This is a genomic window from Streptomyces albireticuli, assembly GCF_002192455.1.
In the GTDB taxonomy this organism is placed as follows: Bacteria; Actinomycetota; Actinomycetes; order Streptomycetales; family Streptomycetaceae; genus Streptomyces; species Streptomyces albireticuli_B.
The window spans coordinates 3,243,437-3,264,030 of record NZ_CP021744.1 but is presented as its reverse complement, the minus strand read 5'-3'; the positions used below and the strand labels follow the sequence as shown (position 1 = coordinate 3,264,030).

Annotated in this window: 17 protein-coding genes and 1 pseudogene; 12 read left to right on the top strand and 6 right to left on the bottom strand. The window is 74.7% G+C overall.

Translation table 11 applies throughout. The annotated features are described in order from the left end of the window. Positions 1 to 32 precede the first annotated feature (32 nt). Entirely contained in the window at positions 33 to 608 is a 576-nt protein-coding gene (locus tag SMD11_RS13725; RefSeq protein WP_087926742.1) for a hypothetical protein, read from the top strand. On the opposite strand, the gene SMD11_RS13720 is transcribed toward SMD11_RS13725, so the two are convergent. From SMD11_RS13720 to SMD11_RS13710, 4 genes are all read right to left on the bottom strand, one after another. After that, positions 592 to 1,098: a lasso peptide biosynthesis B2 protein gene (locus SMD11_RS13720; RefSeq protein ID WP_087926741.1), complete on the bottom strand. Its 507-nt coding sequence runs from the start codon at positions 1,096 to 1,098 to the stop codon at positions 592 to 594. The genes SMD11_RS13725 and SMD11_RS13720 overlap by 17 nt on opposite strands. Further along, positions 1,095 to 1,361, bottom strand: a complete 267-nt coding sequence (locus tag SMD11_RS13715) for a lasso peptide biosynthesis PqqD family chaperone (protein ID WP_087926740.1) — start codon at positions 1,359 to 1,361, stop codon at positions 1,095 to 1,097. Before SMD11_RS13715 ends, SMD11_RS13720 begins: the two co-directional genes overlap by 4 nt. Positions 1,362 to 1,371: 10 nt before the next feature. Beyond that, complete coding sequence (locus SMD11_RS34920; protein WP_107421954.1) at positions 1,372 to 1,476, bottom strand: lasso RiPP family leader peptide-containing protein; 105 nt, start codon at positions 1,474 to 1,476, stop codon at positions 1,372 to 1,374. A 404-nt stretch (positions 1,477 to 1,880) separates the two neighbouring features. Continuing rightward, complete coding sequence (locus SMD11_RS13710) at positions 1,881 to 3,023, bottom strand: serine hydrolase domain-containing protein (RefSeq protein ID WP_087926739.1); 1,143 nt, start codon at positions 3,021 to 3,023, stop codon at positions 1,881 to 1,883. 308 nt (positions 3,024 to 3,331) lie between these two features. On the opposite strand from SMD11_RS13710, the gene SMD11_RS13705 reads away from it, so the two are divergent. The 3 genes from SMD11_RS13705 to SMD11_RS13695 all read left to right on the top strand — a co-directional run bounded on the left by SMD11_RS13705 (position 3,332) and on the right by SMD11_RS13695 (position 6,865). After that, entirely contained in the window at positions 3,332 to 4,345 is a 1,014-nt protein-coding gene (locus tag SMD11_RS13705; RefSeq protein WP_418952524.1) for a hypothetical protein, read from the top strand. Between the two features lie 291 nt (positions 4,346 to 4,636). Further along, positions 4,637 to 5,860 carry a beta-ketoacyl-[acyl-carrier-protein] synthase family protein gene (locus SMD11_RS13700; RefSeq protein ID WP_087926738.1) on the top strand — a complete coding sequence of 408 codons (1,224 nt, stop codon included), beginning with the start codon at positions 4,637 to 4,639 and terminating at the stop codon, positions 5,858 to 5,860. Positions 5,861 to 6,058: 198 nt separating this feature from the next. After that, positions 6,059 to 6,865 carry a hypothetical protein gene (locus SMD11_RS13695; RefSeq protein ID WP_234366029.1) on the top strand — a complete coding sequence of 269 codons (807 nt, stop codon included), beginning with the start codon at positions 6,059 to 6,061 and terminating at the stop codon, positions 6,863 to 6,865. On the opposite strand, the gene SMD11_RS13690 is transcribed toward SMD11_RS13695, so the two are convergent. Further along, a complete protein-coding gene (locus SMD11_RS13690; RefSeq protein ID WP_418952523.1) occupies positions 6,854 to 7,120 on the bottom strand; it encodes a GntR family transcriptional regulator in 267 nt (88 codons plus the stop codon). The two genes, SMD11_RS13695 and SMD11_RS13690, sit on opposite strands and share 12 nt — an antisense overlap. Before the next feature lie 900 nt (positions 7,121 to 8,020). Between SMD11_RS13690 and SMD11_RS13680 the strand changes: the two genes are divergently transcribed. Genes SMD11_RS13680 through SMD11_RS13665 form a run of 4 tightly spaced genes read left to right on the top strand, consistent with a single transcriptional unit; the run spans position 8,021 to position 12,476 of the window. Further along, complete coding sequence (locus SMD11_RS13680; protein ID WP_087926735.1) at positions 8,021 to 9,049, top strand: FkbO/Hyg5 family chorismatase; 1,029 nt, start codon at positions 8,021 to 8,023, stop codon at positions 9,047 to 9,049. Beyond that, on the top strand, positions 9,046 to 10,233 hold the full coding sequence (locus SMD11_RS13675) for a 3-deoxy-7-phosphoheptulonate synthase (RefSeq protein WP_087930485.1): 1,188 nt from the start codon (positions 9,046 to 9,048) through the stop codon (positions 10,231 to 10,233). The genes SMD11_RS13680 and SMD11_RS13675 overlap by 4 nt, the downstream gene beginning before the upstream one ends. Positions 10,234 to 10,281: 48 nt before the next feature. Then, complete coding sequence (locus tag SMD11_RS13670; protein WP_087926734.1) at positions 10,282 to 11,268, top strand: LLM class flavin-dependent oxidoreductase; 987 nt, start codon at positions 10,282 to 10,284, stop codon at positions 11,266 to 11,268. Continuing rightward, positions 11,265 to 12,476: an MFS transporter gene (locus SMD11_RS13665; RefSeq protein WP_087926733.1), complete on the top strand. Its 1,212-nt coding sequence runs from the start codon at positions 11,265 to 11,267 to the stop codon at positions 12,474 to 12,476. The genes SMD11_RS13670 and SMD11_RS13665 overlap by 4 nt, the downstream gene beginning before the upstream one ends. Positions 12,477 to 12,757: 281 nt before the next feature. Here SMD11_RS13665 and serC read toward each other — a convergent pair whose 3' ends face one another. Then, entirely contained in the window at positions 12,758 to 13,876 is a 1,119-nt protein-coding gene (serC, locus tag SMD11_RS13660; protein WP_087926732.1) for a phosphoserine transaminase, read from the bottom strand. A gap of 169 nt (positions 13,877 to 14,045) precedes the next feature. Here serC and SMD11_RS37315 point away from each other — a divergent pair, with 169 nt between their 5' ends. The 4 genes and pseudogenes from SMD11_RS37315 to SMD11_RS13640 all read left to right on the top strand — a co-directional run. Continuing rightward, positions 14,046 to 15,842: a serine/threonine-protein kinase gene (locus SMD11_RS37315; protein ID WP_087926731.1), complete on the top strand. Its 1,797-nt coding sequence runs from the start codon at positions 14,046 to 14,048 to the stop codon at positions 15,840 to 15,842. Beyond that, complete coding sequence (locus SMD11_RS13650; RefSeq protein ID WP_199844117.1) at positions 15,770 to 16,336, top strand: hypothetical protein; 567 nt, start codon at positions 15,770 to 15,772, stop codon at positions 16,334 to 16,336. The genes SMD11_RS37315 and SMD11_RS13650 overlap by 73 nt, the downstream gene beginning before the upstream one ends. A gap of 96 nt (positions 16,337 to 16,432) precedes the next feature. Continuing rightward, on the top strand, positions 16,433 to 19,435 hold the full coding sequence (locus tag SMD11_RS13645; RefSeq protein ID WP_087926729.1) for an FAD-binding and (Fe-S)-binding domain-containing protein: 3,003 nt from the start codon (positions 16,433 to 16,435) through the stop codon (positions 19,433 to 19,435). Between the two features lie 104 nt (positions 19,436 to 19,539). Further along, positions 19,540 to 20,364 (top strand): annotated as a pseudogene (locus tag SMD11_RS13640) (TIGR03084 family metal-binding protein); the annotation flags it as partial. Positions 20,365 to 20,594: the final 230 nt, after the last annotated feature.

Sequence of the window (20,594 nt, the reverse complement as noted above, 5' to 3'; positions counted from 1 at the left end):
CCGGGAACCCTCCGAAGGAGAAGGATTCACCCATGATCTCGAAGTTATCGACGACAGCCACCGCGCGCCGCGCCACCACCCGCCGGGTGCTCACCGGTGCGGCCGCCGCGGGCGTCCTCGCGCTCATGCTCGCCCCGGCCGGTCCGGGCGCGGCGGCGGCGGGCGGAAGCGGGAAGAGCGCCGGGGAAGGGAAGGACGCCGCCGTCGTCCTGCGCTGCCACGGCTCCCTCCGCATGGACGTCAAGCCCAACGGTGAGGCGACCGGGGTGGGCAGGCTGACCTGCGACGCGCCCAGCCGCTCGCGGATCGAATCCGCGACCCTCACCATGAAGGGCCGGGCCACGGGCGGCAGCGGGCCGGACGTGGTGACCACGACGGACGACCACGTCGTCTACAACACGAACGAGGTCTCCGACCTCAAGGCGGACCGGACCTTCACCCGCCTCGACCCCGGCCGCACCGAGGCGCGGCAGGCGGGCACGGGCACGGTCGTCCGTAATCTCTTCTCCCCGGCCAGGCAGGAGGGGAACGGCAGCGGGCGGGTCTTCGTCGGCATCGCCGCGACGTCGTGGTTCATCGACGACGTCTCGTTCACGCTGGACCGGTGACGGCGGCCGCTCCAGGCGCTGTCACGGCCGCTCGCGGCTCCCTCCGGCCCGGCCCTGTGCCCGGCCTTCCGCCCGGTCCTCCGCCCGGTACGACCATGAGCCGGTGGTAGTAGCCGGGGGAGTGCGACTCACCGATCGGCAGACCCGCCACCTCCACCCACGCGTGGGCGCGGAACGGGCTCGTGCGCACCCCTGTGCACCAGTCGGGCCAGACCCCGCGCATCCGGCACAGGAGTGCCGTCGCCATGGAGCGCTGGAGACAGCCCTCGCCCGCGCACCGGGCGCTCAGGGCGACGACCGCCCGCCGGGCGGCCAGGGCCTCCTCCGCGGTGGCGGGGGCGGCGCCGCGCCGGGCCAGCGTCAGGGCGCGGCGGATGCGGCGGGGCGGCAGCAGGACGAGCAGCCGGGCGGCGCCGACGGCCAGCAGGGCCGCCGGGCGGCGGCGGAGCGGCACGGGCTCCCGGGGCTCCAGGACCATCGGCCGGCTCACGCCGTCACCACCAGGCGGGCCTCGGACAGCGAGATGATGAGCGCCGCCACGTCGCTGTTCGTCCGCTCCGTCGTCAGGCCGGGGTAGCGCTCGGCGAGCGAGCGCGCCACCTCCCCCGGGGTCGCGCCGTCGAGCAGGGCGCGCAGCACGGTCGCCCCGGTGCCGTTGAGCTGCCAGTAGCGCCCGCCGACCTCGTCGAGCAGCACCATTCCGTCCTCGGTGTCCGCGGCGGACACGTCGGGGTGCAGGGTGAGCACACTCATGGGGCGCCTCTCAGACGTCTTCCGCCGCTTCGGCCGCCGGCCGGCCCCGGGTCAGCTCCGAGAAGTCACCGAGCTCTTCGAGTGCGGGGGGCTCGTAGCTCTCCTGAGGCTCCATGGGCGGGTCCCTTCGCGTGTGCGTGTGCGTGTGCGGCTGCGCGTTGGGTCGAGGCTGTCCGTGGTGGGGGTGGGTTACGCGGGGTGGGGGATCCGGCCACCCGAAGGAGTGGCGGGTTTTGTTCCCCAGCCCCGCCCCTTCCCGAAACCGGGGGCTTCGCCCCCAGACCCCCTTTTCCGCGCTGACGCGCGGTGGCCTCAAACTCCCCCAGCTACCGCTGGGAGGTGCCCCCAGCCGGGCTGATTTTCGCCCGGTTCCGGGCAACGGCTCAGCCCGTCCGGCGTTTGAGGACCGGGGTCCGGGGCGGAGCCCCGGTATCGGGAAGGGGCGGGGTGGGGAAAGGCCCCGCGCAGCGGCACCCGCCCGCACCCGCCCGCACCCGCCCGCCCCACCACGGGTCACCCTCACCCCGCCACACACCCCCGGACAGCCCCCACCAGCAACGGCCCCCGAGGATCCTCACCCCCCACCATCCGGTTCGTCACATACGCGAACCCGACCCCCAACTCGTCGTCCCCCAGCGCGAAATGCCCACCCGCCCCCTCGTTGCTGAAGCTGCGCGCCCCCAGCAGCGGCACGCTCTCCGACGCGACGTTGAAGCCGCTGCCCCAGTGCACGCCCCCGTCCGGGAAGCCCGACCAGGAGGGTCCGTCGGTCCGTACCCGCAGGGCGTCGGTGAGGGTGTCCCGGGTGAGCAGCCGGGGCGCGCCGTCGACGCCGGTCGCGGCCGCCGCGTAGAGCGTGGCCAGGCCGCGGGCGGAGGAGACGGCGCCCGTGCCGGGGATCTCGGCGGCGAGGACCGCGGGCGAGTTCCGGCCGCGCGGGTGGTCGGTGCCGGGGAACGGGAGCGCCCCGTCCATCGTGAGGATCCGCGCGAAGAGCGACTCGGCGGGGAGCTCCGGGTACGTACCGGGCGCCTCGGAGAGGCGGGCCAGGCCGGGGAGTTCGGCTTCCGGGACGCCGATCCAGGTGGTCAGGCCCAGCTCGTCGGCGACGGCCGTACGGAAGTAGGCGCCGGGCGTGCGGCCCGTGATCCGGCGGATCACCTCGCCGATCAGCCAGCCCATGGTGTGCCCGTGGTACTCGTGCGCGGTGCCGGGCTCCCAGTACGGGGCCTGCTCCTCCAGGGCGCGTACCACCGGCGTCCAGGCGAGGATCTCCTCGAAGGTCAGCGGCCGGTCGATGACGGGCAGGCCCGCGCGGTGGGCGAGGACCATGCGCGGGGTGATCCGCTCCTTGCCGTGCCGCGCGAACTCCGGCCAGTGGTCGGCGATCGGGGCGTCCAGATCCAGGCGGCCCTCCTGCGCGAGGAGGTGGGCGCAGACGGCGACGACGCCCTTGGCCGCGGACATGACGGGGACGGCCGTGTCCCGTTCCCAGGGCCGGCCGGTCCGCTCGTCGGCGGTGCCGCCCCACAGGTCGACGACCTTGCGGCCGTCCACGAACACAGTGACGGCGGCGCCGGTGTCCCCGTGGTCGGTGAAGTTCCGGCCGAACGCGTCCGCGACGGCGCCGAACCCCTCGTCGGCCCACCCGTTGTACTCCACCGATCCCAGCCTTTCGCCCGTGCCGCGCGTCCCGTGTGACGCGCGCGGTCACGATACGTGTGAGGGACAGCTTGTTCGAGCGATATTTCCCGGAGTTCCGGGTCCGGGCGGCCGGGGCCCCGGGTGATGGCAGGCTTGGGACCATGCGCCAGCCCTTGCCTGCCACCGGAGACGGAACCGGCCGCGGTGCCGTAGCCGGAGCCGTGAGCGGAACCGTATGCGGAACCGGCCGTCGGCCCGCCCCGCGCCGTCGCGCCGGCGGTCCTTCCGGCCCTTCCGCCCGCCGGGCCGTCCTCGGACTCGCCGCGCTGAGCGCGTTCGGCGCCTTCGCCTTCGCCGCCCTGCCGGGTGCCGCCGTCGCGCGGGCGGCCGACGGCGCCGCCGCCGAGACCCCCAAGTCGTTCACCATCACGGACCCCCGGATAAGGGAGTCCAGCGGCCTGGCCGCCAGCCGCGCGCACCCGGGCGTGTACTGGACGCACAACGACAGCGACGACGGCCCGTACGTCTACGCCGTGGACAGCCGCACCGGCCGTACGGTCGCGACCGTCACCCTCGCCGACATCGACCCCCGCGACGTGGAGGGCATCTCGATCGGCCCGGACGGGAACATCTACGTCGGTGACATAGGGGACAACTACGGCGGCCGGTGGCAGGAAGTGTGGATCTATCGCTTCCCCGAGCCGAAGAAGCTGGCCGACACCACCGTCACGCCCGTCCGCCACACCGTGCGCTACGACGACGGCCCGCGCGACGCCGAGTCGCTGATGGTGCATCCCAGGACGGGCCGGGTGTACATCGTCAGCAAGAAGCAGTCCGGGAAGAGCGCCCTCTACGCCGGTCCGGAGAAGCTGTCCGCGTCCGGCGTGAACACCTTCCGGCGCGTCGCGGACATCGACGTCTGGGCCACGGACGGCGCGTTCTCGCCGGACGGCACCCGGCTCGTCGTCCGCAGCTACTTCGACGCGCGCGAGTACCGCTGGCGCGACGGCCGCCCAGAGGAGGTCGGCCGCCCGGGCGTACCGCTCCAGCGGCAGGGGGAGTCGGTCACCTTCGCGCCCGACGGGCGGACGCTGATGTACGGCTCGGAGGGCAGGCGGAGTTCGGTGCAGCCGGTCGGGCTGGACGGCGACCTACTGCCGGACTCGGTGGCGAAGGCGCCGGACGACGCCAGGAACGGCGGTGGCGCGTCGTCGGACGGGAAGTCCGGTGACGGCACGGACGAGGGGGACCGCAACCGCAATCTCGCGGTGGGGGCGGGGACGTTCGCGGTGGCGACGTTGCTGGTGGTGTCGCTGCGGAGGCTGTTCCGGAGGAAGTGAGGGGCCGAGGGCCGGCGCCCGGGTCAGGCGGCCGCCCAGGGACGCCGCCGAGGGTCGGCGGACGCCCCATCCTGCCGCCCCGCCGTACGCGCCCGCCCACTCCCGGACGCCGGTCGCGACCCACCCGACCTGTCCGGTCCATAGCGGAACCCAACAATCTCTCACCCCCCGACTCCGTTGATCATCTAGCCGCTATCCCCGCTCTCCCCTTGGCACAGTGGACCCGAAGGCAGAAACCCGCACCACCCGCCACCACGGGTGAACTGTGCCATCACCACAAGGGGGACCCTCATGACCGTCACCAACGAAAGCGCCGCCGTCACCGGTCTCGGCGCCACCACCCCCCTCGGCGGCGACATCGCGTCCACCTGGGAGGCGATGCTGCGCGGCGAGAGCGGGATCCGCGCCATCGAGGACGACTGGGCGGCGGAACTGCCCGTACGCATCGCGGGCCGCCTGCGCCAGGAGCCGGCCGGGCTGCTCGACCGGGTGCAGGCCCGGCGCATGGACCGGTGCGAGCAGATCGCGCTGCTCGCCGCCCGCGAGGCGTGGGCCGACGCCGGGCGGCCCGAGGTGGAGCCGGAGCGGCTCGCCGTGGTCATCGGCACGGGCACCGGCGGCGTCCTGACGCTGCTCGGCCAGGACGACGTCCTGGAGGCGTCGGGCGTACGGAAGGTCTCCCCGCACACCGTGCCGATGCTGATGGCCAACGGCCCGGCCGCCTGGGTCAGCATGGAACTCGGGGCCCGGGGCGGCGCCCACACCCCGGTGAGCGCCTGCGCCTCCGGCGCCGAGGCGATCGCCATGGGCCTGGACCTGATACGCCTCGGCCGGGCCGACGTCGTGGTCGCCGGCGGCACGGAGGCCTGCGTGCACCCGCTGCCCATCGCCGGGTTCGCCCAGGCCAAGGCCCACTCCACCCGCAACGACGACCCGGCGGGCGCCTCACGCCCGTTCGACACCGGCCGCGACGGCCTCGTCATCGGCGAGGGCGCGGGCGTGGTCGTCCTGGAACGCGCCGGGTTCGCCGCCGCCCGCGGCGCCCGCCCGCACGCGGTCCTCGCCGGCGCCGGCGTGACCTCGGACGCCCACCACATCACGGCCGCCCACCCGGAGGGCCAGGTACGCGCGATGCGCCTGGCCCTGTCGGCCGCCGGACTGACCCCGGCGGACATCGCGCACGTCCACGCCCACGCCACGTCCACACAGCTGGGCGACCTCGTCGAGGCCCGCTCGGTCGCCGAGGCGATCGGCACCCACCCGTCGGTGACGGCCACCAAGTCGATGACCGGTCACCTCTTCGGCGCGGCGGGCGCGATCGGCGCGATCGCGGCGATCCTCGCCGTACGCGACGGCGCGGTCCCGCCCGTACGCAACCTCGTCGACCTCGACCCGGAGGTCCCCCTGGACGTGGTCGCCGGATCCCCTCGCCACGGGCGCGTACCGGCAGCCCTGGCCAACGCGTTCGGGTTCGGCGGGCACAACGCGTCGCTGGTGTTCACGGCGGCGGGCTGAACGACCCGGGACGGAATTCCCGGCCGCTCGGCGTCCGAAGGACGGGGCGGAGACCTGCGGCGCGACGGCGCCGCACACCGGATGCGGCGGGACGGGGCGGGGCTGGGGAAGGATCTGCCGGACACACCCTGGAAGTCCGACGATTCACGGGAGAACAACGTGTACTCGCCCCCACCGGACGCGGCCGAAGAGCAGCGGATGCGCACCCGTCACGACCACGCCGCCCGCGCCCTCGCCGTCACTCTCGGCGGTGGTGAGGAGCGCTGGGGCTGGGCGGGACGGACCCTGGGGCGGCCCGGTGTCACCGGCGACGGCCGGCGGGTGTGGCTGCGGCTGGTCTCCGCCCCGGCCGGCAAGGCGTCAGGGAAGACGTGGGAAGGGGCGACGGACGCCCAGCAGGCGTTCGGCGACCTGCACGGACACAGGCCCGCGCTGCTGGCGGTGCACGACGAGGCCGAGGACGGGACCGTCCACCGCGCCGAGCTGAGCGAGCACCTGGACCAGGACGTCATCTCCGACGATCCGGTCCTGCGCGTCCCCGACGGCCTCCCCGCCGCGTGGTGGACGGCTCTCGGCAGTGCCCTGGGCACCGTCGCCGACGTCACCACCGACCGGATCGCGGTCCGCCAGGAGTACATCCACCGCGCCCTGCCGGAGTTCCTCGGCGTCCCCGCCCCCGATGCCATCACCTGGACCACCGCCCACGGCGACCTGCACTGGGCCAACCTCACCGCACCCGGGCTGCGGATCCTCGACTGGGAAGGGTGGGGCCGGGCGCCCTACGGCTACGACCAGGCCACCCTCTACGCCTACAGCCTGCTCCGACCGGCCACAGCGGCCCGGGTCCGCGCCGCCTTCCCCGACCTGGACGCCCCGCAGACCTGGACCGGGCAGGCCGTCATCGCGGCCGAGCTCCTCCAGACCCTCAGTCGTGGTGACAACCACGAACTCGCCGGCCCGCTCCACGAATGGGCCGACCGGCTCCGCGCGCGGTCACCCCGCTGAGGGGTCCTTGGATGCCTTGATGATCCCGGCGGCCTGTTCGGTGACGAACGACCCCATGCCGTGTGTAGTGACGATCAGGCCCTCTTCGCGCAGTGCGCGGGTGACTTTGCGAACCGTGACGCGCGCGACGTCGAACTCCTGCTCCAACTGGGTCTCGGAGACCAAGTGATTCGGCGCGTACTCGCCCGAGGCGATGCGCTGCCGGATGACCTGCGCGATCTGCGTCCACTTCGGGAGCGTGGGGTCGAATTCCATCACGGGGGCGACTGTAGGTATAGACACCTAGTCGAACATAGTAGCTAACCTCGGCATACGCCTATAGACATCTGCATCACACCCTCTCTATTGTGGCGCTCGCCAAAAGCCCCCCGCAGCCGTCCGACCGGCCCGGGGGGTGTGGTCACCTGTCCGACCAAGGAGCTGATGACGTGAAAAACCCTATCGTCGGCCTCATCGCCTGGGCGAGAGCGCGTTTCGCACGACGCAACCCCGTCGCGAACCCCCGCACCACCCCCACCCCAGCCCCGCCCCCCTCCACATCGCCGCCGGCGCCCACGGCTTCAACCTCGTCCCCCGCGCACCCGCCCTCTCCGACTCCTGCCGCTGCCCCGAATCCGTCCAACTGCCCCTCGCCCGCGCCCCGATCGGGGCGATCGTCGTCGACACCGTCGCCGGTGGTTCCGGCAGGGTCGTCGAGGTGGAGCCCAGTGGCATGGTGCTCGTCCGGCATCCCAACGGGTTCGCGTGGCGGAGCTGCACGCTGCGGCCGGCCGGGCCGGTGGAGAGGTTGAATCTCCTTGCGGAGGACGCCGTTCGGGCGGGTGGGGTGGAAGGTGCGTAAGAGGAGCCAGGCTCCTCTTGTGGCTCAACTCACTTTGCCTGCCGCCGAATAAAAGTTGACCGTACACACACATGCGCGGGTGCGGTCGTACCGGCAGACGATCACGGGGGGAGTGAGCCGGAGCCGGTCGCAGCGTGCTGCGCCGCGCCCAACTGTGCCCAAAACACGCTTTGTCGACGCGCCGGACCGACCCGCGCGGCCGAAGCCCCATCTCTACGCACAGCCCACCGCAGGGCTCACCCGTCTCGCCTCCTCCCGCAGTGCACTGGCGTCTCGCCCCCCACCTCAGCGACGGCCCACTGAAGGGTTCTCCCATGTCCCAACACGCCGGATTACAGGCCCATTTCACGTCACTCGACGGCATACCCCAGCCCGCTCCCGGGCGCCACGTCCTCGGTACGGTCGCGTTCGGCGAGCGTACCGGTCTCGCCCTCACCGGGCAGGGGTACCCGGAACTGACCATTCCCATGGCCTCCCCGGGCTTCGACTCCTTCCGCGAGGTGTGGACCACCGGCACCGCGCCGCGATCCGGCACCCGGGGCAGCCTGGCCTTCGCGCACGACGGCGAATACCTCTTCATCTCCGGCGCCCTCCCGCCGCTCCCGGTGTACCGGACGACGGTGCGCGAGGTGTACGAGGCGGCCTTCGCGCTGGTCAACGAGCTCGGTTACCCCCACATCTTCCGGATGTGGAACTTCGTCGGCGACATCATCGGTCCCAACGCCGAAGGCATGGAGATCTACCAGGACTTCGTCGCCGGCCGCGCCGAGGCCTTCGCGTCCTACGGCGACGGCACCGGCCACATGCCGGCCGCCACCGGCATCGGCACCCGGGGCGAGGGCATCTCCTTCACCCTGCTCGCCTGCCGCGAGGGCAGACCCCGGCACGTGGAGAACCAGCGGCAGACACCCGCCTACCACTATCCCGAGCAGTACGGCCCGAAGCCGCCGAGCTTCGCCCGCGCCACCCGGCTCCACCCGGCGGGCGCCGGGCAGGGCGACGGCGCGCTGTTCGTCTCCGGCACGGCCAGCATCCTCGGCCACGAGACCGTCCACCGCGGCGACGTCGCCGCGCAGACCGACGTGGTGCTGGAGAACATCGCCGAGCTGATCAGCGGCCCCAACCTGGCCGCGGCGGGCCTCGACGGCGGCCACGAGCTCAAGGACCTCCGCCTGGTCAAGGTGTACGTGCGCCACGAGGCGGACCTGCCGGTCGTGCGCGAGCGCTGCCGGTCGGCCTTCGGCCCCGACACCGAGGTCATGTACATGAACGTGGCCGTGTGCCGCGACGACCTGCTGGTGGAGATCGAAGGGCTCGTCCCCGGCCCGGAGTGGACCCGGTGAACGAGTCGCTCGCCGTCGCGGGGGCCCCGGCCCCCGCGGTCTGGGACCTGCTCCCCGCCGAGCAGCAGCCGCGGTGGGGCGCCCACCCGGACCTCCCCGAGGTACGCCGCGCCCTCCAGGAGGCCCCCGCGCTCACCTCCGCCGCCGACGTGAGCGTGCTGCGGCGGCAGCTCGCCGAGGTGGCCCTCGGCCGGGCCCGGCTGCTCCAGACCGGCGACTGCGCCGAGGACATCCGCGAATGCGGAGCCGCCCACACCGCCGCCAAGGCGGAGCTCCTGGCCGATCTGGCCGGCCGGATGGCCCTGCGCACCGGTCAACCCGTCGTCCGCGTAGGCCGGATGGGCGGCCAGTTCGCCAAGCCGCGCAGCAGCCCCACCGAGACCCACGACGGGGTCGACCTGCCCGTCTTCCGCGGCCACCTCGTCAACTCCCCGGAACCCCACGCGGCCGCCCGCCGCCACGACCCCAACCGGATGCTCCGGGCGTACGAGGCGAGCGCGGCCGTCCTGCGCGCGCTCGACGAGCTGCGCACCGACGCGTACGGGCCGTGGGCGTCCCACGAGGCCCTCGTGATGGACTACGAGAGCCCGCAGGTGCGCCGCGACCCGGAGACCGGCGCCCCCTACCTGGCCTCGACCCACTTCCCGTGGATCGGGGAACGCACCCGCCAGCTCGGTCTCGCGCACGTCGAGTTCCTCGCCTCCCTGGCCAACCCGGTCGCCTGCAAGATCGGCCCGTCCGCCTCCGCCGAGCAGGTCGTACGGCTCTGCCGCGTCCTCGACCCGGACCGGCTGCCCGGCCGGCTCACGCTGATCCTGCGCACGGGCGTCCGGACACCCGCGTCGGCCGTCGCCCCCGTCGTCGAGGCCGTGCAGCGCGCGGGCCACCCCGTCGTCTGGCTCAGCGACCCCCTGCACGGCAACACCGTGCAGACCGCCGGCGGCGTCAAGACCCGCCGCCTGGCCGACGCCGTCGGCGAGGCCGCCGCCTTCCGGCGCGTCCTCGAACAGCGGGGCCTGCACCCCGGCGGCCTCCACCTGGAGACCGCGACGGCCGACGTGACCGAGTGTCTCGGCGGCCCCGTCGCCGACGAGCACGCGCTGTCCGGGCGCTACGAGTCGCTCTGCGACCCACGGCTCAACCCGGCACAGGCCCGAGAGCTGATCGACGCCGTCTTCTCCTGACCCCGGGCCCCCGCCCACCCCCCGCCGGACCTCTCAGATAGGAACACCGTGCCCCAGACGCCGACCGACCTCCGTATCGGTGTCGTCCTCCCCGGACGCGAATCCGTCGTCGAACGTAACGACTATCCCCGTCACCTCGGCGAACTGAGCCGGAAGATCGAACAACTGGGGTACGACTCCATCTGGGCCGGCGAGTCCCCGCTGGCCCGCTCCCGGATGAACCCGGTGCTCGCCCTGACGGCGGCGGCCACCACCACGGAGCGGGTTCAGCTCGGCACGGCGGTGCTGCTGCCGCTGCGCCCGCCCGTCCACCTGGCCCACGAACTCGCCTGCCTGGACCGGATCTCCGGTGGCCGCCTGATCACGGGCCTCGGCTCCGGGTTCTCCTCACCCGCCACCCGGGCCGAGTTCGCGGCCTACGGCATCCCGTTCGACCAGCGGGTGGGCCGCACGCGCGAGACCCTGGAGATCTGCCGCGCCCTGTGGCGCGCCGAGGGCGAGCCCGTCTCCTTCGCCGGAAAGTACTACCGACTGGACGACGTGGCGCTGCTGCCCGTACCCGACCAGCCGGCCGGACCCCCGCTGTGGATGGCGCACTCCGGCGAGAAGATGCTGGAGCGCACGGGGCGGATCTACGACGGGTGGATGCCCACCAGCACCACGGCCGCCCACTACGAGAAGGGCTGGCTGCGGGTCCAGGAGGCCCGCGAGGCCGCCGGGCGCCCCGAGTCCGACGTCACCGGCGCCGTCTACCTCTCGGTCGCCGTGGACCGCGGCGTCGAGAAGGCCGAGGAGACCCTGACGGCCTACTTCGGCGCCTACTACCGCCTCGACCTGCCCACCATGCGCACCACCCAGGGCATCTTCGGCGGCACCCCCGAGCAGGTCGCCGAGTGGGTCGGCGGCTACGTCGCGGCCGGCGCCCGCCACATCGTGCTGCGCCTGCCCACCCCCGACCTCCACGAGCCGGCCTACAGAGCCGCGCTGGAGCGGACCGCGGAGGAGCTGCTGCCGCTGCTGCGCGGCCTCGCATGAGCGCCGTCCAGCAGACCGGCGCCGCCCGGCACTCCCGGACCGGGCGGGGCGGGCGCAGTGTCTGGCTCGCCGCCTGGCCCCTGACCGCCGTCTTCATGCTCTCGAACGCGCCGACCCCGATGTTCGTCCTGTGGCAGCAGCGGATCGGCTTCGGCACCGGCACCCTGACCGTCGTCTTCGCCTCGTACATCGGCGGGCTCCTGGTGGCCCTGCCGGTCGCCGGCGTGTTGTCGGACCGCTACGGACGACGGACCGTCCTCGTCCCGGCCGTGCTGTCCGCCCTCCTCGCCTGCCTGCTGTACGCGACGGCCGGCAGCGTCGCCGCCCTGATCGCCGCGCGCCTGCTCACCGGCCTCGCGGTGGGCGGCGCGGTGGCGGCGGGCATGGCGGCGGTCTCCGACGTCGGCGGCCCCGACCGGCGCCGGCAGGCCTCGCTCGCCGGCTCCGTGGCCATGGGCACCGGCCTGGCCTCGGGCCCGCTCCTGGCCGGCTGCGCCGCCCAGCTGCTCCCGGCCCCGACCGTGACGGTGTTCGTCGCCGAGGCCGTCCTGCTGCTGTCGGCCCTGCTGGTCATCCGCACCCTGCCGCAGGTCCGCCGCGCCGGCGCCGGCGGCTCCTGGCTGCGGCTGCCGTCCGTGCCCCGGCCCAACCGGCGCGACCTGCTGGCCGGCCTGGCCGCGTACATGCCCGGCATGACCGGCACCTCGTTCCTGCTGGCCCTCGGCCCGTCCATGCTGGCCGACCTCCTCGGCACGACCAACCGGATCGTGGCCGGCGGCTCGGCCTTCGTCATGTTCGGCGCGTCCACCGCCGTGCAGTTCTTCGTGAGCCGGTGGCGCCCCCACCGCCTCCTCGCCACGGCGACGGGCGCGACCGCGGCGGGCATGCTGCTGGTGATCCTCGCCGTCCGCGCGTCGTCCATCCGGCTGCTGCTCGCGGCGGCGGTCCTGGCCGGGATCGGCCAGGGGATGGGCCAGTTGGGCGGGTTCTCGCTGCTGAACGGGCGAGTACCGGGGCCTCGGCTGGCGGAGGCGAACGCGGCGCTGAGCGCGTGGGGATATCTCTTCGCGGGGATCCTGCCGGTGGGGACGGGGTATTTGAGCGATGCGCAGGGGATTGGGTTCAGCGCGTCGTTGCTGGGGTTGGTTGTGGCGGGGGCGGCGCTTGTGGGGGGTGTGTTTGTGGTGCGGTTGGGACGGCGGGGGTAGGGGCGGGGGTTGGGTGCGGGTGCGGTCCGGGGGGTGCGCCTGCGGCGGGCCTTTTCCCCACCCCGCCCCTTCCCGAACCGGGGCTCCGCCCCGGACCCCGGTCCTCAAACTCCCCCAGCTACCGCTGGGAGGTGCCCCCAGACGGGCTGATTTCAGCCCGTCCGGCGCTTGAGGACACCGCGCGTCAGCGCGGCCGGGGGCCCGGGGGCTTGCCCCCGGTTACGGGAAGGGGCGGGTAGGGGACAAAGCCCCGCGCAGCGGTCACCCCCTCCCGCACCCGCCTACAGCCGCTCGATCACGTAATCCACACACACCGTCAGCGCCTCGACATCCGAAGGATCGATCGCCGGGAACATCGCCACCCGCAACTGATTCCGCCCCAGCTTCCGGTACGGCTCCGTATCCACGATCCCGTTCGCACGCAGCACCGCCGCCACCGCCGCCGCGTCCACGTCCTCCGAGAAGTCGATCGTGCCGATCACCGCCGACCGCTTCGCCGGGTCGGTGACGAACGGGCTCGCGTACTTGGACGCCTCGGCCCAGCCGTACAGCGTCCGCGCGGACGTCGCCGTGCGGCGGACCGCCCAGTCCAGGCCGCCCTGGCCGTTCATCCACTCCAGCTGCTCGTTGAGCAGGAAGAGGGTGGAGAGGGCGGGGGTGTTGTAGGTCTGGTTCTTCAGGGAGTTGTCGATCGCCGTCGGCAGCGAGAAGAACTCGGGGACGTGCCGCCCGGACGCGTGCACACGGGCCGCGCGCTCCAGGGCCGCCGGGGAGAACGCCGCGAGCCACAGGCCGCCGTCGGCGGCGAAGGACTTCTGCGGGGCGAAGTAGTAGACGTCGGACTCGGTGATGTCGACCGGCAGTCCGCCCGCGCCCGACGTGGCGTCGACCAGGACCAGCGCCCCGGCGTCCGCGCCCGCGACGCGCCGCACCGGCGCCGCGACACCCGTCGACGTCTCGTTGTGCGTGAGGGCGTAGACATCGACGCCCGCCTCCGCGCGCGGCTCCGGGTGCGTGCCCGGCTCCGAGGAGACGACGCTCGGCTCGGCGAGCCACGGCGCGAGCTTCGCGGCCTTGGCGAACTTCGAGGAGAACTCGCCGAACGACAGGTGCTGCGACTTGTTCTCGATCAGACCGTGCGTCGCGATGTCCCAGAACGCGGTGGAACCGCCGTTCCCGAGGATCACCTCGTAGCCCTCGGGCAGCGAGAAGAGGTCCCGGACGCCGTCGCGCACCTTGCCGACCAGGTTCTTCACCGGGGCCTGGCGGTGTGACGTGCCGAGCAGAGAGGTTCCGGTGGCAGCCAGGGCGCCGAGCGCCTCCGTACGCACCTTGGACGGGCCCGCGCCGAAGCGACCGTCGGCGGGCTTGATGTCAGCGGGGATCTGGATATCAGCCACGGGGGCAGCCTAATGCGTGGGGGCGCTCCACGGATCTGCGTCCATCGGGTGAGATGCGTCGCTCAAGTCCGTACGCTCGACGTACCCGCCGTGTGCCGCTCCCGCTCACCCTCCGGCGAGATCCGGCGAGCGCCCGCGGCCCGCCGCGGGCAGGCCGGACGAGGGGGAAGTGATCGCCGTGCGTGGTGTGTTGCTGGATGGCCGGTACCGACTGGGCGAGCGGATCGGCAGCGGGGGCATGGGGCAGGTGTGGTCCGCCGTCGACGAGCGCATGGACCGGCCCGTCGCGATCAAGCTGCTCTCCACGGCGGTCGACGCCGGGGACCCGGTCCTCGTGGCCCGGTTCGAACGGGAGGCGCGGGCCGCGGGCCGCATCTCCAGCCCGTACGTCGTCACCGTGCACGACTACGGGGAGGCCGAGCTCGACGGCAGGCCCACGCTCTACCTCGTCATGGAACGGCTCCAGGGCCGGACGCTGGGCGCCGTCCTGGCCGGCGGGCGGCCGCGGCCCGCGCAGGCCGTGACCTGGGGCGTGCAGATCTGCGAGGCGATGGCCGCCGCGCACCGGGCCGGGCTCGTCCACCGCGACATCAAACCCGCGAACGTCATGGTCACCCCCGAAGACACCGTCAAGGTCCTGGACTTCGGCATCGCGCGGTTCGTCGAGGAGACCGCCGCCCTCACGACGCTCACCGAGACCGGCCACGCCGTGGGCACCCCGGCGTACATGTCCCCGGAGCAGGCGCGGGGCTCCCGGACCATCGGGGCGGCGTCCGACCTCTATTCGTTCGGCTGTCTGCTGTACGCGCTGCTGTGCGGCGAACCCCCGTTCTCCGGCGTCCCTCTCGTCCTGATGCGCCAGCATCTGGAGACCGTGCCCGATCCGCCGTCGAGGCGGCGGCCCGGCCTCCCCCGGCACCTCGACAGGCTCGTCCTGGACCTGCTGCGCAAGGACCCGGGGCAGCGGCCGGGCAGCGCGGGGGAGGTGACGCGGAGACTGCGGCTCGCCTCCGGCGGGGGCGACGGCGGGGGCGACGGCGGGGGCGACGGCGGGGGCGAGCCGGAGCCGGACGGCCCTGGTCCGCGCCTGTCCGGGCCGCCCCGGCTGCCTCGAACGCCCCGGCTGACTGGAACGGCCCGGCCCGCGCCGGACCCGGACCCGGACCCGGCCCCGGCCCCGGCCCCGGCCGCGGGGCGGCCTGCCCAGGGGGTGTCAGGGTCTCCGCCCGCCCGCCGGTCGTCCGAGGACCCGCCCCCGTACCGCTCCTCCGGTCCGCTGCCTCGCCGGTCGCCCCAGCCGCCGTCTGCTCGCCGTTCCTCTGATCCTCCTGCCGCCTACCGGTCCTCCGGCCCGAAGCCTGCCCGGCGGGCTTCGGATCCTCCTGCCGCGTACGGGTCGTCGGATCCGCCGCCCGCCCGCCGGGCCCCCGACCCTCCAGCCGCGTACGGGTCCTCCGCCCCGCCCCCCGCTCGCCGGTCGTCCGATCCTCCTGCCGCGTACGGGTCGTCGGATCCGCCGCCCGCCCGCCGGGCCCCCGACCCTCCAGCCGCCTACCGCTCGTCCGCCCCACCCCCGCCCGGCGGTCGTCCGATCCGCCTCCCGCCCGCCGTTCCTCCGACCCTCCCGCCCCCTACCGCTCGCCCAACCCGCCCCCCGCCCGCCGGTCGTCCGATCCCCCCGCCGTCTACCGCTCCCCCGACCCGCCGTACGCCCCCTGGTCGCCCGAGCCTCCCTCCCGCCCGTACCCCGAACCCCCTTCCATCCGCCGTCTGCCCGAGCCCCCCTTCTCGCCCGTTCCCCGCCGCTCCTCCTCGCCCTCACCCCCTCCGCCCGCCCCTCCCTGGGGGCAGCCGGCCCAGCTCTTCCCCTGGCAGTCCCCCACGCCCGCGCCGGTGGTCACGCGGGGGGCGACGTCCTCCAAGCCGCGGAAGGACCCACGCCCCGCCGTCCTGTCCGGCCTCATGACCGGGGTGGTCATCGGGTCGGTGCTCGCGGCGATGACCACGTGGTCGCTCCTCGTCGTGGTGGCGATCGCCTGCCTCGTCCCGGCCGTCACGATGCCGCTGGCCGTGTTCGTGGGCCGGGGCTACGACGGCCTGGGCCCCAAGAGGACGGCCGGTGTCGCGGCGCTGCTGTGCGAGGTGGCGTTCGTGACGGGGTTCGCCCTGCTGACGCCTCTGCCCTGGGAACAGGGCACACCCGTCGGGCTCGGCGCGGCCGTGGGCTGCTCCCTCCTCGTCGCCCTGTGCTCGGAGTACTTCAACGACAACTTCTCGCCCCTCGCGTCGTACGCCGTGCCCGCCGCCGGCCTGGCGACCGGCTCCGTCTGCTTCGCGACGGCCTTCACGGTGACGGGGCGCGACGGGGTGGCGTGGGCGTGGGGCACGCTCTGGGGGCTGGTGGTGTTCGGCGTCGTCCAGGTCGTCCTCGCGATGCTGATCCGCGCCACGGACGACTAGAGACGGCCGACGGCCGGCCAGGCGGGGCCGGGAGTTCCCGCCCGTCCGGCGGCCGGGAACATGAGGGAAGGGGCGGGAAGGGGGAAAGGGTGATCCATGCCCCTCAGTGAAGGACTGGCCCCCGCCCTGCGGAAAGCCGTACGCGGCGACGTCGACTTCGGCGCCGCCGCCCGCGCCCTCGTCACCATGGACGCCTCCAACTACCGCCGCGTCCCCCTCGGCGTCGTCGCCCCGCGCGACGCCGCCGACGTGGCGGCCGCCCTCGCCGTCTGCCGGGAGCACGGCGTCCCGGTCGTGGCCCGGGGCGGCGGGACGTCGATCGCCGGGCAGGCCACGGGCACCGGCGTCGTGCTCGACCTCGCCCGGCACATGGACGCGATCACCGCGCTCGACCCGGACGCCCGTACCGCCGTCGTCCAGCCCGGTGTCGTCCTCGACACGCTGCGGGCCGCGGCGGGCGCGTACGGGCTGACGTTCGGGCCCGATCCCTCGACACACGGGCGGTGCACCCTCGGCGGGATGATCGGGAACAACGCGTGCGGCGCGCACTCCGTGGCCTGGGGGACCACCGCCGACAACGTCCACGCGCTCGACGTCCTCACGTACGGCGGCGAGCGCGCCCGCCTCGGGCAGGGCCTCGACGGGCTGCCCGCGCGGCTCGCCGACGGGCTCCGCGCCCTCGTCCAGGGCGACCTGGCGCTGCTGCGCACCGGCTTCCCGGAGCTGCCCCGGCGCATCTCCGGCTACGCCCTGGACGCCCTGCTCCCCGAGCGGCGCACCGACGTGGCGCGGGCCTTCACCGGCAGCGAGGGCACGCTCGGCGTCGTCACGGAGGCCACGGTCCGTCTCGTCGAGGCGCCGCGCGCGCGGGCCCTGGCCGTGCTGGGCTACGCGGACGAGAGCGCCGCCGCCGACGCCGCGCCCCTCCTGCTGCCCTTCGGCCCGCTGACCGTCGAGGGGATGGCCGCCGACCTGGTGGGCGACGCCGCCGGGCTGCCGAAGGGCGCGGCCTGGCTGTTCGTCGAGACCGGCGGGGCCTCCCCGGCGGAGGCCCGTGCCCGCGCCGAGGAGATCGCCCGCGCGGCGGCCCCGGAGACGTCCGGCCGCGCGGTCGTCACCGATCCGGCCGGGCAGCGCGTCCTGTGGCGGGTACGGGACGACGCCGCCGGCACGGCAACCCGGCTGCCCGACGGCACCGAGGCGTGGCCCGGCTGGGAGGACTGCGCGGTTCCGCCGCGCCGTCTCGGCGCGTACCTGCGGGAGTTCAGGGCGCTGCTCCGCCGTCACGGCCTGCACGGCGCGCCCTACGGGCATTTCGGCGACGGCTGTGTCCACGTGCGCGTCGACTTCGACCTGATGAGCCCGGACGGTGTGCGGCGCTTCCGGGACTTCTCCGCCGACGCCGCCGCGCTCGTCGTCGCCCACGGCGGCTCGCTCTCCGGCGAGCACGGCGACGGGCAGGCGCGCGCCGAACTGCTGCCGAAGATGTACGGGCCGGAGGTCGTCGGCCTCTTCACGCGCTTCAAGGACCTCTGGGACCCGGCGGGCGGCCTCAACCCCGGCATCCTCGCCCGCCCGCACCGCCTGGACGAGAACCTCCGCTTCGAGGTCCTGCCGCGGCGGCCGGTACCGGTCGAGTTCGCCTATCCGGGTGACGGGGGCGACTTCGCGGGAGCCGTACGCCGCTGCGTGGGCGTCGCCAAGTGCCGCGAGACGACCACGGCCGGGGGCGCGGGCGTGATGTGCCCCTCGTACCGGGTGACGCGCGAGGAACGGCACTCCACGCGCGGCCGGGCCCGGCTGCTGCACGAGATGCTGGCCGGTGAGCGGGGCGGTGTGATCACGGACGGGTGGCGCTCGGAGGAGGTCCGGGAGGCGCTCGACCTGTGCCTGTCGTGCAAGGGGTGCCGCAGCGACTGCCCGGTGGGCGTGGACATGGCCACGTACAAGGCGGAGTTCCTCCACCACCACTACGCGGGGCGGGTGCGGCCCGCCGCGCACTACTCGATGGGGTGGCTGCCGGTGTGGCTCCGGGCGGCGGCCCCGGCCGCCCCGGTCCTCAACCGGCTGGCGCGCGTACGGCCGCTCGCGGCGCTCATGAAGCGGCTCGGGGGCATCGCGCCCGAACGGGAACTCCCTGAGCTGGCGGAGGAGACGTTCACGCGGTGGTGGGCGGGGCGAAATCCAGCCCGGCCGGCGTTTGAGGCCACCGCGCGGAGCGCGGAACGGGGGCCCGGGGGCGGAGCCCCCGGTTACGGGAAGGGGCGGGGCCGGGGAGAAGGCCCCGCGCAGCGGCACCCCGCACCCGCACCCGCCCCCGCAACCGCACCCCGCCCCACCGCCCTCCTCTGGCCCGACACCTTCACCACCTACCTCGCCCCCGAGACCGGCCGCGCCGCCACCACCGTGCTGGAGGACGCCGGCCTCCGCGTCGTCGTACCGCCGCGACGCCCCTGCTGCGGCCTCACCTGGATCTCCACCGGACAGCTCGGCCGCGCCCGCGCCGTCCTGCGCCGCACCCTCGACGCCCTGGCCCCGGCGCTCGCCGCCGGGCTGCCCGTCGTCGTCCTGGAGCCCAGCTGCGCCGCCGCCCTCCGCACCGACCTGCCGGAGCTGCTTCCGGACGACCCGAGGGCGCGGCAACTCGCCTCAGCCGTACGCACCTTCGCCCAGGCGGTCGAGGAGTACGCACCGGACTGGGAGCCGCCACGGATCGACCGGCCCGTCGTCGGCCAGACGCACTGCCATCAGCACGCCGTACTGGGCGACGCGGCCGAGCGGCGGCTCCGCGCCCGCGCCGGGCTCGACGGCGAGCTGAGCGGCGGCTGCTGCGGGCTGGCGGGAAACTTCGGTTTCGAGCGCGGGCATCACGACGTGTCCGTGGCCTGCGCGGAGGAGCGGCTGCTGCCGTCCCTGCGGGCGGCGCCGGAGGGGGCGGAGGTGCTGGCCGACGGGTTCTCCTGCCGTACGCAGGTGGCGCAGCTGAACGCCGGCGGCGGCCCGCGCGCCCGGCATCTGGCCGAGGTGCTCGCGGAGGCGCTCGTCCGGAAGCCGTCGGTTCCGGGGACCCCTGGCGAAAATAGATGCAAGCACGCTTGATTGTTTTCCCCGCCGGTGCCACGCTCTCCGTGCGACGGGTCCGGTGACCGGGCCCGTACGTATCTGACTGTTCGTCAAGTCACCTTTTCCCGAAGGAGCGCGGCGTGGTCGACCCGGTGGAAGTGTTCGCCGATCTGCGTGCGGAAGGCGAGGACCTGGACGGCCTCGTGTCCGGCCCCGGCCCCCTCTCCGGCGGCTGGGCCGCGCCCACCCCCGCCCCCGGCTGGACCGTCGCCCACCAGATCGCCCACCTGACCTGGACCGACGAGCGCGCCGTGCAGTCCGCGACCGACCCCGGCGGGTTCGCCGAGGAGACCCGGCGGGCCCTCGCCTCGCCCGGCACGTTCGTCGACGAGGGCGCGGCCGCCCTGGCCGCGCTCGGCCCCGCCGCGCTGCTCGCCCGCTGGCGGGAGGGCCGCGCCGGTCTGCTCCGGGTGCTCGCGGCCGTACCGCCGGGAGCGAGACTGCCCTGGTACGGGCCGCCGATGAGCGCCGCGTCGATGGCCACCGGGCGGCTCATGGAGACCTGGGCGCACGGCCAGGACGTCGCGGACGCCCTCGGCGTGCGCCGCCTGCCGACCGCCCGGCTGCGGCACGTGGCCCGCATCGGCGTACGGGCCCGCGACTACGCGTACGCGGCCCGCGGACTCACCCCGCCCGCCGAGGAGTTCCGCGTCGAGCTCCTCGCCCCCGACGGGCGGACCCTGTGGACGTACGGGCCCGAGGCCGCCGCCCAGCGCGTCACCGGCCCGGCCCTCGACTTCTGCCTCCTCGCGACGCGGCGCGCCCACCGCGACGACCTGGCCCTGCGCGCCCACGGCCCGGACGCGGACCGCTGGCTGGACATCGCCCAGGCCTTCGCGGGGCCGCCGGGGGCGGGACGGGAGGCCCGGCGGACCGCACGGCCGGACGAGGGCGGCGGCGCCCCGACCGGCGGCGGCCCTGGTCGCGGCCCTGAGGGCGGGGCGCCCGGGGTCCTGCCCGGCGCCGGCCGGGGGCCGGGGGAGTCCCCGCCCCGTGTTGCCGACGGCGGCTCCGGCAGCGCGCCCGGCGGCCGGGAGCGCACCGGCCCGGCCTCCGGGGCGGGCCCGGAGGCCGGTGGGTCCTCGACCGGTCCCGACCGCCCGCCGGGCGGGCCCCGTCCCGACGACAGCCCCGA